Genomic DNA, 13,140 nt, shown 5'->3' with positions numbered 1-13,140 from the left:
ACCTGCAGCTGCCAGGAGAAGTGCGCACAACGGGAGTTAATTTTCCCGAAAAATATACCGTTGTCGTAATGCGTTCAGACGGGGTGTCAGCAAGTCCCATGGAAGCGCTAGCGGCGTTGAAGCTGGTAACTGATTCCCTAAAATCGGGAATGCAAAGGACTAAGCGATGACTAGCCACAACAAGCACCTTCAACATCTGGACGAAATAGCCCGCGAGGCGCATGCCGGAAACTACGCTCGCGTCGGCGTGCTATCGACTGGTGAGCGCCTGTACGTCGCCGTGGCGTCAGGCCGCATGCGGGAACTGGCATCGGGCGACTCGATTGCCTATGCAGTCGATCGCATCGGCCCGGTGTGGATGGCGCACATGCTGGAACAGTGGCGAAGCGAACGGCAGCCGTTGGACAATGGCGAAACGGCGGTCAGTCACGCGGGGGTTACCGAGGAGCGCCCAGCTGCGACACCTCCGTCAAGCATTCAAGATCCGATGGTCCGCTCGCTCATGGTGGTTGCCGCAGTACGAGGTTACTACTTACACGCGCTGCCTGGAGGCACCTTCGCCGTATACCGGAAAGCCGGTTCATCGATCGAGCCTGTGGCGGCCTGGACTTCCTGGAAGGAAGTTGCCGAGCTTTGCGGTGCGGGACCCAACGTGACCCTTCGCGCTGCGCTTGAGCGCGATGGGTTTGCCTGGCCTGCGGATCCAGATGCATTCTTGGCTGACTACTACAAATCTTCCTAACAGCGCTCCGGACAATACATCTGGAGGACCACCGGCGCGCGGAAGCTCCCCGTGCACCAGCTTCATCCCCTTGGAGGCGAGTTGCCGATGTTTTCTCTATTTCCGCCATCGTGGACGTTATCGAAGCGCTTCAGTAAAAGAAGGGGCAGACCGGAAGCGGCGAGGGTAGGTTACAAAATACTGCCAGGAACCGAGGGCCGGTTCATCATTAAGGCCATTTCCGTGGAACGAGGCTTTGAGGTCGGAGGAGTGGTTGCAGAGACATTTTTGCCCCTTTCCTGTTGCTATGTGTTCGATCTCACGGTAGATGCAGGATATCAACGCCAAGGCATTGCCCGCGAGCTGCTGTCGCAAGCGCTGAAGCACTCGCAATGCAAACACCAGGTGCCGGTATCCATAACCCGTGACGCTTGTGCCTTCTGGGCCCATCTCGCCAGTGAAGAAGAATCCGCGATCCGGCTTGGCATGACCAATCACGATGTCATGCTCATCCGCTATGCGCACCGTCCATTCGCATTCGAACGTGTAGTGCCGTTCCCTGAACCCGAAGGAGAATAACTGTTGGATAGTCTTGACCAATTGCTGTCGTCCGCGGACGCTCCTCGAACGCTCCGCGATGCCGATAACGTTGCGGCGCGACGCGAACTGCTGCAAGCGTCGCATATTGCCCCCCTGAGCACGTATGTCGCGCAATTGCGCGGTCAATACCCAGGCTGGGAATTTCCCGACTTTGATCCGCTCGATGGTGGCGTGATGGCCGACTTGCTGTTCTTGCTCGAGAAACCTGGCCCCATGACATCGCCCCAACATAAGCGAAAAGGATCGGGATTCATCTCGCGCGACAATGATGACCCCACGGCAGAAGCCGTGTATCACTTTATGCGGAAGGCACGCATCGAGCGCACAAGGACGGTGCTATGGAACACGATTCCCGGCTGGAACGGCCAGCGCGCTATCGGCGCCGGCGAGGTCCGCGCCGGCATTGAAGAACTACTGCACCTGCTGAACCTCCTGCCGCACGTCACTACGGTGGTTCTGGTTGGGAACAAGGCACGAAGGGCCGAAGCAGTCCTCCGGCAGCGCAACTTGCGCATCTTCCGCTCGGCGCATCCAGGGCCATTGGTCAAAGGCCCCAATCCAACGCTTTGGAATCGCATACCGCACCAGTGGGCCGAGGCCGCAGCGGCGCCGTAAGCCGTCGCCAAACAACTAGGATGGTCACAATGGTTCTTCAAGATGGCCCGCCTTCCGTCTTAGCGGCGTAAAATCCGGAATTCAACGAAACTTACACTGACATCTTGTGAATCAGACCTACATTCAAGTCACCGTGGCGACCGAGGACATACTGCGTGCCTTGTACGCCCATAGCGAAGCCATTCCCGTGCACGAGATCTTGCTGCGCGATGCCATAGCTAAAGACGTCCTTCAGGCCTGGCACAAGCATACTGCTGCATTGCACGACAGACGCCTGCTTAACGAAGAGTTCGAGCGCCTGGAAAGTTTGCGGAGCGATCTGTCCAATTTCGTACTCGCCAAGGAATAGCAGCAATGGCGACCGACGATAACGGCCAGGCTCTATCGAATCTGATGCAAGGACACTCGCCATTGGACCAAGTCAAAACGGAAGTCCCTGTACGATTCCTGCTCGACATTTTCAACATGGCGCCGCAAGATAGCCCGATCAGGACACGCGTGATCGACGCCATTGCTGCCGCCGCGCAGCGCAATGCCAAGGCGCATTGGGCACGCGGACTACTGCAGACTGACGCTGGGGATCTAATCTTTGATGAGGCGCGTTATCTTCACGCCGTCTACCAAGGCAAACAGGATACTTACGCAAAAGCGGCCCAGAAGGCATTCGACGATCTGCAGAGCGCGCTAACCCACGTAGGATACGCTCAAGAGAAGGAGCGAACTGCGATCGAGAACGAAGCGCGGCGCGCGCCATCGGGCAGGCCGCTCGTTGACTTAACCGTACCGACCCCGCCGGCGGCATTACTGAAGTCTGCGGCAGATGCGCTACCTACGTTCGTCGACCGCATGGCCGACGGCATTGATGTCACCATGGGTGCTCGATCCCGGATCGGCATGAAAGACCAGTAGAAAGTTGCGCTACTTCGCGTTATTGGCCCTGGACAGGAATCGCAAAGTACGCTCACTCCGTCCACCTCAGCCGGCGGCAACAGCAGCTGCAGCAGGTCTGCTGCGCTGCGCTCCACGCGATAGGTGCGTTTCAGGCGATTGGCCAAACGCGCTGTGGCCGACAGGTCCAGAAGGTGTCGTTGAACTTGCAGCGGAAAGGCATTGACCTCCGGCCAATTGCGGCAACCCACCAGGGACAAGCTCAGGTCGAGCGCCTGGCTATGGGTGACGTCGATTGACATGTCTTGCAGGAGGGCGCGCACGCGCCCAGCCAACTGCTTGAGTTGCTTGGAATCCATGGTTTCTCCACGGGCGGCTCATTCCGGTCTATTTCGGTCCGATATTCTGTGTGATTCGATTGTTGAAGTAAGAAAGAAGGGGAGTATTCCCCTTCTTTTTACGTCCGTCGACATCGCCTGGCTCTTCAAGTAGTGCCAAAAGGCAATTTTTCACCAATTACATGCTTTTCAGCGCACGCTGAAAATGGCCATTTCAGTGAAATTGTTCTTGCAAATTTCACTGAAAATGCTATTTTCAACACATGCTGAAAACCGAAAATACAGTGAAAATCGAGCGTGAAGCCGGGGACCATATGTCTCGCCTGCTCCGTCGCATTCCTGGCCTGAAAGCAAAGCTGGTCAACGTCGACTTGCGAAACGTCGAACCGGTCGACCTGGTCTTTGAACTACATGGCTTGGCGTCCAAGCGCGTCATTGAAGTCGGTTGCGTCGTCAAATTACATGGGCAGCCGAAGTACGCACGTGAAGCGTACTTCGATTTGATGACGTGGGCCGCAGCCGGCCAATCCAGAGTGCCGGTGTTCATCGCGCCTTACCTGCACCCGAAGTCACGGGAGTTCATCGAATCGTTTGCAGGAAATTACCTCGACTTCGTGGGCAACGCACGATTGGCCTTCGAACAAATCTACATCGAGTTGGCGAGCGCGGACGTACCGAAAGCTGCGGCGCGCGAACTGAGATCATTGTTCACGCCCAAAGCGGCACTGGTGATACGGGCCTTGCTGCGAAGTGTGGGGAAACCCTGGAAGGTTGCCGACCTCGCAGCCGAAACATCCGTGAGCCTTGGCCAAATCAGCAACGTCATACGAGCTCTCAATGAACGTGAGTTTGCTGAGCGCGGGGAAGGTGGGGTGTTCCTTTCCGACCCCAACAAGCTGATCGAAGCATGGGCTGACGCCTATCGCGGTGTCGACGGGGTCGTACGCTCATTCCATACCACGTTGCACGGGAAAGCGCTCGAAGATGCGCTGCGACATACCTTGCTGGCGTATCAATCGGGCAGCGACGGCAACGTTGTCCTTGCGTCATTTTCGGCCGCAAACTGGCTGGCGCCGTACGGCCGGAGCAACACCACGTATTTCTACGCCGACGCAACGGGATTAGAAAACGTCATCGAAACACTGAAGCTTCGGCCGGTCACTAGCGGCGCCAACGTGGAAATCACTATCCCTGGCGATCACGGGGTATTTTTCGATGCCGTGGCGCTGGCACCCGGTGTCTTCTGCACCAGTCCTATTCAAACCTATCTCGACCTGCTACTTGCAGGCGAGCGCGGCAAAGAGGCGGCAGAATTTTTGAAAGAGCGGATCGACTTATGGCAACCATTGACAAAGTGAAACACACCGAGCCGCAGACCGCAGACGAATATGACGACCGCACGACCGCCGCCGTCAAAAGTGTGCTGGTCGAAGTGGGTCAAATTTTGGGGTCGTACAAGGGAAAGTACGCCATTGTCGGCGGTTCTGTGCCCTGGTTGCTCATCGAGAACGAGGACATGTATCACGTCGGTACCATGGACCTCGATGTCGCCCTACACGCCGAAGCCCTGGGGGACGGCGAGTATGCCACGCTTATCGAGTCGCTATTGGGGCACGGATACTCGCAAAGCGAACATGGCAGGAAATTTCAACTGCGCCGCTGCGTGCCCGCCGCAGAAGGTGAGGGAGAAATCGAAGTCGTCATTGACTTCCTGATGCCCCGCGACGCGAAGGTGATTAAGAACGACCCTCCGCTCCTGACGGACTTCGCCGTGCAACGTGCCGACGGCGCCGACCTCGCACTGCAGTTTTCCGAGCTCATTGCTGTCAAGGGGACCATGCCCAACGGCGCCATCAACAAGGTCGAGATTGCAGTGTGCTCGATCCCTGCGCTGCTTGCCATGAAGGGCCACGCCATGGGAGGCAGGTATAAGCAAAAGGATGCGTACGATATCTATTTTTGCGTGCGAGGTTACGAAGGTGGCATCGACAACTTGGCCGCAGCATGCATGCCCATCCTTGCGATGGAAAGCGGCATCGCAGGATTTAAGGTGATCAACGAAAAATTCTCCGAATTGAACGCCCATGGTCCTATTTGCGTCAGGCACTTCGTGAGCGAATCCCGCATCTTGGATGACCGTACGGAAGATCAGTGGCAGCAAGATGCCTTCGGCCAGGTCGATACACTCATGCGGGCACTGGGATTGAGGGAATAGCTTCCCCTTCGCGAAGCGTCCGTATCAAGAGTGTCGCTAATGACTTGCTGACCGTGCGTGGAAGCTTCGCTCCATTCTAATGAAACAACGCTATACCAGGAACGCGGCGATACTGGTCGGGCGAGGTTTTGGTATAAGTGTGAAATATCCGCTGACTAGGCCAAACACTGTCGGGCATTCAACAACGCAGTACCAGCCCGGTACACCGTGTTGATCCTCGATTTCCATCGCGGCGGTCGCGTGGATGCCTTCAGGAAGATCATCGATGAATTGTTCAAATTCCGGACAGTTGTCGATGGCGGTATCAATATCCATCCGCGCATCGTAAGAGAAGAACTCCGAGGCAGACAGTACCGATAATGGGCATGGCAGGTAGTGGATGCGCTGCTCCAGAAATTGGTAGTGCAACGCTGCGTGGACATCAGCTTCCGAAGCGACTTCTTCCTCCAAGGCCTCTGCCAGTTCGGGTATCCCAACTTGATCGAAGAACGTGATTAATGGCGCGGGATCGTCGAGGAAGTTCGTTGAGGGGAAGCTCGTAGAATCGTCGTCAAAACTTTCTTCGGAAAGATGCTCCAGCACTTCCTGCCCGATCGCGCGCATCGCTTCGGAGGGATCGTCCTGGGCACAGTTGAAGATGTGCTTGACCTCGAACTGCTCGATGCCAAGACCTTCAATATAGGAGACAAGACTATCGATGGCCTGCTGCTTTTCGACAGCGACCATGGGCGGATCCTTCGCAACGCTCCAGTTGACAAACTGTGCGGGCCGGGCATCAAAAATCGCGGTACGGAGCCATTTGAAGCGCCGCTGTAGGTTCGCCAACGCAGCGCGCATACAGATCGCACCTACGCCATTGGGAGCACCTTCACGTCGCTCCCATAACCACACAAAACAGAGGTCACTCTGTGCCAGGATGCGCGGCGCATCCTCGTGCTGATCGAGAAACGACTTCACCTGCAACACATCGCTATCGGCGACAGAGTCGGCCACGGTAATCAAATCAACGCGATCCGCGTGAGGCACTCCATCCGTGCGTTCAAATACGTAAGCCATGCCACAGGCGGCGGCGTCCAAGCTGCCAGTTGCCTTGGTCACCAGCTGCGCATTCCACTCGTAGGCTGTCACACCGACGTCTTCGACTTCTGTGTAGCGCGACACATGCACCGTCACCAGGTGGCCGTCACTGTCGATCTGCGCAACTTCCAGTTGTTTGCCGATGCCCGTGTAGGAATCTGGATGCCATAAGGAAAATTCACCGGGTACGCGTGATTGGATAAAGAACGACAACAAGGTGCGATCAGCATAGGCATCGACCAGCATCGCCATCAGCTGCGCCGACAGTTTGTCGCTGGCAGCGGGAGTTGTCAGCGCTTTCAGCCACTCTCGCCAATCCTGGGCACCAAATTCGTCCAAGAGTTCTTGTTTGGTCGTGGCATCGGTCGTCGCTCCGGCGACGGTGCGCGCTAGTCCGGGAATCTGCGCCGCGCAAAACTCCATCTCGATGATCTCGGTCAAACTGAGCATCTCGCCACGTTCCGTTTGAATCGTCATCCCGAGGAAATGGCCGAAAGTTTGGTCGAGATCGGTCAGTTCCGGGAACTTGACCAGGTCGTCCTGGCCGATCTTGCGCATGGCGGCATTGCCGGCGGCCATAGTCCGAATGAAATCAAGCATTGACGGGCAGAGACTGTCCGCAGGATCACTGCCGCCGGTCTCAAAGTCATCCTGCGCAAGGCAGTTCTCAAAAACGCGGGCAATCTGTTCGAACGATCTGTCGGACATGCGCGGCTCCAGGAGGAAGTGTCGCCACAGTATGGCGGGTTTCGCCACTGCACTCAATACATGGTGGCCGAAACCAAGCGCTCGATTGTGTCGAACGGGATGGACCGAAAGCCAGGCCACGCCGGCATCGGCCAACGTGCGCATGATCCCGGGTATGGCGTGTCCTGCTAGCAGGGCGCCGATGCCTCCGAACAGGGGGGGGCGCGCCCGGCATGTTGCTAACTGCGTCCGACTGATGCTTACGCCTGACGTGCCTCGAGAACCTCTTGGGCCACTTGTGCCACCTTGCCCGGTTGTTCCGCCTCCCAGCTGCGGATCTGGTCCAGCGCATCCTGTTCGGTATAGATCATGGTGGTGGTCACACTGGCGTGCCCCAATGCGGTCGCGACCATGCGCATGTCCTGGCCAGCCAGCAGGGCGGCCTTGGCAAAGGTATGGCGCATCCAGTGCGCCGACACGCGCGACAACTGGCTGGCGACGGCGTGGTCACCGTCCACTTTCAGCTGCGCCACCGCCTGTGCGATGCGCTCCTTGATAATCTCGTGCAGTCCCATGCGGGTAGTCACCGAGCGCCAGGCCTTAAAGTAGCGCCGGTCTGCCGCGTATTTGATCTCGCCACCATGGCTCAGGACCAGCGGATGGGTGCGGACCGACAGCACCAGTCCATACGGCGGTCCCGCTTTTCTCCGTTCCGCGTCGTCCGGTAGTGGCGCCAGCCCGAAGGCGCGGCGATAGGCAATCAGCGCGTCGAGCAGCACGGTCGACACGGGGATCGTGCGTTCTTTGCCGCCCTTGGCGGTGTCGGCCTCAACTTTCAGCACCCAGTAGGTACGGCGCACCTTGGGATCGGACAACGGCTGCATGGCCAGCATGGTCGCACCGACCAGCTCGGAGGCGCGCAGGCCGGTCTCGCGCAAGCAGATGAAGATAAACCGGTCACGCAAGAGCCGCAGCCGTTCCGTCGGGCGCGTTCGCGGCGCCGCGTCCAGCACCGCCAGCACATACTCATACAGGTCGAGGTCGATGGCCCGCGTGGTGTCGATGCGCCGTGGCTTACCGGTTTTCATGAGCACCATCGGGTTCAGGCGGATGTAGCCGCTCCCATGCAGCGCCTTAAATAGCGCGTGCAGGAAACGCAGAATGTCGGCCTGGCTGCTGGCGCTGGGTTGCTTGCGAAACGGGGTGTATCCATCGTCCCCTGACTGCGCGCCGGGCGTCGTGACGGCCGCCGGCGGTAATTCGGCCAGAAACGTCTTGAATGCCTTCACGTCCTGCGCGCTCCACGTCGACGGCGTGCGGCCCAGTTGGTTGTCGCAATACCAGCGCAGCTTGGCCAGGTGGTACCGATAGGTTTTAAGAGTTTCACCGGTGCGGCTGGAGCTGTTGTCGGCCACGGCGGCCAGCCAGACCTCGATCGCCGCCCAGTCGTCGGCCACCGGGCCCAGGGAGTGACCGGGCTGGGGGCCAAGCAGCACCAGGTCGGCGTCGACCACCGGGGCAGGGAGCAGGGTGCTCATCGCATGCCTCCGTTGCTGCCTTGGCCCCGGGTCAGGATCAACTGCCGGTACGTATCCAACTCACGTTCGCACTCCTTGAACCGCCCTTTTACGTACGCCAGTTCGTCCCGCACTGCCCGGGTTTCGCCGCGCACTTCATCCATCGCGCGCAGTGCGAAGGCGCGCTGTCCCTCGAGTTCTTTGGTGAGCTTGTCCAGCGCCGCCGCCATTGCCGCGGTCGCTGCCTGCGCCGATTCGAGCGCCGCGCCGCGCTCGGCGGCCAGCGCTTCCGCGGCCTGGGCGGCGGCGGCGGCGCGGGCGGCAGTGGCCCGGGCCGCCGCCAGTTCCACCTCCACGCTGGCCAGCCGCTCGCTGAGATAGTCGTTATGGGCCAGCATGCCGGTGGGCAGTTGGGCCGGCGCCGACGCACTTGCCAGCTGCGCCACCTGGCCGCTCATCGTGTGCAACAGGGAAAGGACTTGCTGTAGGGCCAAGTCGGTGCCCGGCTGGCCGGGTGCCGGCACGGTCGCCTCGGCAAGCTGAACCGACGCCGGTCCCAGGCCATCCGCGCGGGACGGCACGGCGCGCTGCCGCAAGTCGTCGAGCAGTTGATTTTTTTCCAATTCAATTGTGCTGGTCGACGGCCTACACTGAGGTGCATAGGCGGCGAGCAGTTGGCGGTAGCGCGCGGCGCCGTAGGTCTCGCCGGTGGCGTGGTATACGGCGCGTAGAAAATCGTGCACAAACGGCCGGTGGCCCCCGGTGCTGCCGGCATGCTTCGTGGTCAGGGCGTCAGTCTGCTGCGCCAGGCTGCGCGCCTGGTCGTCGGTCAGCGCGAGGCGCGGTCGGCCGCGGGTCGCTGTCGGCGCCGCGTCGGGCGCGGCAAGGGAAAGGGAGGGTTCATGCATGGCTTGTCCGTGATGTTCAGCCGCTGGCACGGCGGTGTGCCGCAACTCAGCCGCGTCAAGCATAGCACGGGAGCAAGATTGCAGGTATATAAAATAGTACAAAAAATTCTTTAATGAACCGGTTATTGCATGTAGTTTACTTAGCTCCAATTAAGTAATATGGACGAAAAAAATCGCTTTTCTAGCGATTTTTTCTTTTTCCCCAAGAAAATCAAGCACTTAAACTCAGCAGTAAAACTGACTCGCAGTCCGTTTTCGCCGATCTCAGGCCTCCAAATTGACGTTTAAGTGCCCATACGGCATTCGCCGTGAATAGTTTTCTGCAAAGTCCGTGAACAATTTTCTGCAAACTGGCGTCGTTCGCTTCAACGAACCCGCACGCCCGTGACATCGGCTAGTGGGAACAAATTCGCGCAAATGCCGGGAACAACTTCTTGCAAAAGCGCGGCTTTCCCGCCGCTGAATCCGTCACACTTATTCCTCACCAGTTGACGTGGGTCAGGCTGCCTGACCATCGGCGCCGGGCCGAAATCCCAACTTTTGGCGAACCAGCCCCTACAATGGACCGCCACCGCACGATACAGTCCTCATTGGACCCGACCAGATTTAAAGGATAGCCACCCATGCCAAAAGATCAAGAAATCACTGAGCCCCTGGATACTGCGCCGCTGACGCTCGCCGACCTCGAACACAGCGGATACCTGGAGGTCATCGAAAGCGATCCGGACGGACTGCACTATGGATGGTCGAACGCCTTCATCTCCCGCACGCAAGAGGCGGACGCGGCCGGCGAGAAACGGCGTGCCAAAGTGTTCAGACACCTCGTGGACATCACGTCGATGATGCTGTCACCGCAAACGAGCGCCACGCCGTTCCTGCCATTGATGCAGTTCCCCGATGGACGACGATCCCCCATTCCTGAGGATCTGCCGCCGGACGTCTATGACTGGCTGGCGCTGGTGGCGCCGCAGGTGCCGAACCAGGCGTTGCGCGCGCGCATGGCCGACTTAATCTGGTTACAGGCCAAGCGGCACGGCATTCAGTTCGCTATCCTGGCCATTGAGAGCTACATGGCGGGATCACTTGATTCCGAAGATTGGGCGCTCTCCCTTGGTATGGAATGGCGCAGGGCACTCCAGATCGCGAAAAGGATCGGCAAACCCGGCCAAATCTACGTCGACGAGATCAGCAAGCAACTGATGCAGGCGTTCCTGAAGTGCGCGCAGGACTTGGAGGAACTGGCCGCACCGCTCTGGTATGCGAACGCACTGTTTGAGAGCCGGTGTCCTGGAGTTGACGCTGACGTTGTCGCCGGCGAGATGAACAGCTTAGGAACACGCCATACGGCCAAAGGCAATCCTTGGCTCGCGCGTGACTTTTTCGAAACTGCCGCCAAGTGGTATGAGCGCGCAGCCGACCCCGACAAGAGCGTAGAGATGCTGTACGAAGTGGCGCGCAGCTGGGAGGCTCAGGGCGATGCCGTCGGCGCCGGTGCCGCGGCGCTGCACTTCTACCAGAATGCGGTGAAGGCCTTGCGCGACCTGTCGGCGGCGGAGCGCGACCGGCTGGCCGGTGCCGGCGCGCTCGATCGCGTGCGACAAAAGGTGCTGCAGGCGGGGCAACTGGCGATCGAGGAGATGCAGGTCATGCGCGGCCCCGCCATCGAGGTGGGCGAATTCATCGCTTATGCGCGGCAGCGCGTCCAATGCCTGCGCCCGATCGAATCGCTGTTCGCCTTTGTCACGATGTCGAAGCCCCCCAGCGCTGCGGGGTACCGCGAGGATGCGACCGACCGCTTGAGCTCCGCGCTGTCCCGCTTGTTCTCATCGGATACGCTTGCTGATGATGGGCGTGTGGTCGAAAAGCATGTCGGAAGCTTCAATGCGGCGCCGCGCGATGCCGAGACTCTGTCGGAGATGGTCAAGGCCTTCGACCGCCAGGCACGGCTGGTTGGCGCTCATATGCTGATCCCTGCGCTACTTGAGATGCAGCAGCAGTTTACGATGCCGCCAAGTGATTTCGTGTTCCTGGCCGAACATTCGCCATTGGTACCGCGCGACCGCGTCGACCTGGTCGCCAAGGGATTGCACGCCGGCTTCTGCCTGGACTTTATCCAGGCCACCCACATCCTGTTGCCGCAGTTCGAACATATGGTGCGGATGCAGCTGAACGAAGCCGGTGTCTTGACCACAACCCACACCGATGGGGTGGATATGGAAATCGGCCTGTCATCCTTGGTGGATCGTCCGCAGATGTTGGAGATCTTTGGGGAAGATGTCACCTTTGAAATCACGGCTCTCATGTGCCATCAACAGGGAGCGAACTTGCGCAATGCTGTGGCGCACGGCCAGGCCGACAGCACGCTGTGTGAATCGGCGCAGGCAGTCTATGCCTGGTGGTTGATCCTGCGGCTTGTCGTGCAGGCGTTCCACGCGATGGCAACGGCGCCGTCAGAAGCTGACGAAAAAGAGACCGATACATCTCAGGGCCCGGGAGCGCCCCAGTCGGGCGAAGAAACATGCACAGCTTGAACAATCGCAGTATGCCGGCCGTCTGCCAGCCCATACAGTGAGGCAGTCCGGTCGAGAGGGGGCACTATGGGACGTACAGAAGTGCACCCCCGCCCCTACTTGGTCGCTGTCCAATGCGATCGGCCCGGCTGCCTGCGCAGTGTGAAGCTTGGTGCCTTTTTGCCTTGACCCTGGACGACTCGAAATGGAACGAGAACAGCAGTAAAGGTGAGCTTGCGCAGGAACGGTTTCACCTTGCTATCGGTGTTGGGCCGGCCTCCGGCATGTACGCGCTCGAGTTCAGCTTTCGAATAGTTGACCAGAAGGTTGATTTGTTTTCTTGGCTCTAGGTGGCACGGGAAACGCCCACGAAGTCATGAGCTCCGCCGGGAAGTGCTGCAAGAAAGCACGCGCGAACTCTGGGTCGTCGCATTCCAACCAATCGTCCCATGCATCGCGTGGCACAATCACAAGGGCGCGCTTCTCATCGCCCGGCTTGTGAAAGCGTTTCATTAACGGGTGGTCGTCCGCGTTGATGGTCAACTGCGTGAACGAATACTCTGGTCCCGCATCGGAGTCCCATTCCTTCCACAAGCCCGCGACTGCGAACATACTCTCGTCGGCCATTCCTATTCCCCAACGCACAGCCTTGCCGGATTCATAGCAGGGCTCATAGAAAGCTGTCATCGGTGCAAGGCAATGGTGCGCCTTCGCCCAAGCGCTCTTGAAGGTGCGTTTCTCACCGACACTCTCGCTGCGAGCATTCATGCTGTCAAAGCGCACGCCAGGTGGCAATCTGTGAGCAGGCACCATTCCATATGAAGCCAAAATTCCTTCTCGTCCGTTGGTGCCTCGTCGCACGATGGGGGCAACATAGTCCTTCCATATCTCAGGCTTCCAGGTCGCGTCGACGTCGAATTTCAGGCCCATACCTTGGTCGAGGACGTCCCGGTCCGGTGGTCGGTAATTCACGCACATAGCTGTCCTCCTCGATTATTCATAGCGCAATTTTGCCTTTCCATTGGTTGCGCCGCCATACTGTATGACCACACAGCATTGTTACG

General features: G+C 58.9%; 12 protein-coding genes. 8 read left to right on the top strand and 4 right to left on the bottom strand.

Translation table 11 applies throughout. The annotated features are described in order from the left end of the window. Positions 1-166 precede the first annotated feature (166 nt). From ACN9MW_RS31410 to ACN9MW_RS31380, 7 genes are all read left to right on the top strand, one after another. Positions 167-742, top strand: a complete 576-nt coding sequence (locus ACN9MW_RS31410; protein ID WP_426172595.1) for a hypothetical protein — start codon at positions 167-169, stop codon at positions 740-742. 51 nt (positions 743-793) lie between these two features. Beyond that, positions 794-1,300, top strand: coding sequence for a GNAT family N-acetyltransferase (locus ACN9MW_RS31405; RefSeq protein WP_426172594.1), 507 nt, complete (start codon positions 794-796; stop codon positions 1,298-1,300). A gap of 3 nt (positions 1,301-1,303) precedes the next feature. Beyond that, positions 1,304-1,936 carry a uracil-DNA glycosylase gene (locus ACN9MW_RS31400; protein ID WP_426172593.1) on the top strand — a complete coding sequence of 211 codons (633 nt, stop codon included), beginning with the start codon at positions 1,304-1,306 and terminating at the stop codon, positions 1,934-1,936. A 106-nt stretch (positions 1,937-2,042) separates the two neighbouring features. After that, complete coding sequence (locus tag ACN9MW_RS31395) at positions 2,043-2,285, top strand: hypothetical protein (RefSeq protein WP_426172592.1); 243 nt, start codon at positions 2,043-2,045, stop codon at positions 2,283-2,285. Positions 2,286-2,290: 5 nt separating this feature from the next. Then, the gene (locus tag ACN9MW_RS31390; RefSeq protein ID WP_426172591.1) at positions 2,291-2,845 is read left to right on the top strand and encodes a hypothetical protein; all 555 of its coding nucleotides are present in this window, start codon (positions 2,291-2,293) and stop codon (positions 2,843-2,845) included. A gap of 580 nt (positions 2,846-3,425) precedes the next feature. Next, complete coding sequence (locus ACN9MW_RS31385; protein ID WP_426172590.1) at positions 3,426-4,520, top strand: type IV toxin-antitoxin system AbiEi family antitoxin; 1,095 nt, start codon at positions 3,426-3,428, stop codon at positions 4,518-4,520. Then, entirely contained in the window at positions 4,499-5,377 is an 879-nt protein-coding gene (locus ACN9MW_RS31380) for a hypothetical protein (RefSeq protein WP_426172589.1), read from the top strand. The genes ACN9MW_RS31385 and ACN9MW_RS31380 overlap by 22 nt, the downstream gene beginning before the upstream one ends. Before the next feature lie 90 nt (positions 5,378-5,467). Here ACN9MW_RS31380 and ACN9MW_RS31375 read toward each other — a convergent pair whose 3' ends face one another. The 3 genes from ACN9MW_RS31375 to ACN9MW_RS31365 form a co-directional block, all read right to left on the bottom strand. After that, positions 5,468-7,162 (bottom strand): hypothetical protein, encoded by a 1,695-nt coding sequence (locus ACN9MW_RS31375; RefSeq protein WP_426172588.1) that lies wholly within the window; start codon positions 7,160-7,162, stop codon positions 5,468-5,470. A gap of 239 nt (positions 7,163-7,401) precedes the next feature. After that, positions 7,402-8,679 carry a tyrosine-type recombinase/integrase gene (locus ACN9MW_RS31370; protein ID WP_426172587.1) on the bottom strand — a complete coding sequence of 426 codons (1,278 nt, stop codon included), beginning with the start codon at positions 8,677-8,679 and terminating at the stop codon, positions 7,402-7,404. Beyond that, on the bottom strand, positions 8,676-9,566 hold the full coding sequence (locus tag ACN9MW_RS31365) for a hypothetical protein (protein WP_426172586.1): 891 nt from the start codon (positions 9,564-9,566) through the stop codon (positions 8,676-8,678). The genes ACN9MW_RS31370 and ACN9MW_RS31365 overlap by 4 nt, the downstream gene beginning before the upstream one ends. Positions 9,567-10,189: 623 nt before the next feature. Between ACN9MW_RS31365 and ACN9MW_RS31360 the strand changes: the two genes are divergently transcribed. Next, positions 10,190-12,097: a DUF4209 domain-containing protein gene (locus tag ACN9MW_RS31360; protein ID WP_426172585.1), complete on the top strand. Its 1,908-nt coding sequence runs from the start codon at positions 10,190-10,192 to the stop codon at positions 12,095-12,097. 279 nt (positions 12,098-12,376) lie between these two features. Here ACN9MW_RS31360 and ACN9MW_RS31355 read toward each other — a convergent pair whose 3' ends face one another. Then, complete coding sequence (locus ACN9MW_RS31355; protein WP_426172583.1) at positions 12,377-13,054, bottom strand: SOS response-associated peptidase; 678 nt, start codon at positions 13,052-13,054, stop codon at positions 12,377-12,379. Positions 13,055-13,140: the final 86 nt, after the last annotated feature.

The sequence above is a fragment of the Pseudoduganella sp. R-34 genome (assembly GCF_049904655.1).
GTDB lineage: Bacteria > Pseudomonadota > Gammaproteobacteria > Burkholderiales > Burkholderiaceae_D > Rugamonas.
This window is presented reverse-complemented; position numbering and strand designations above follow the sequence as displayed.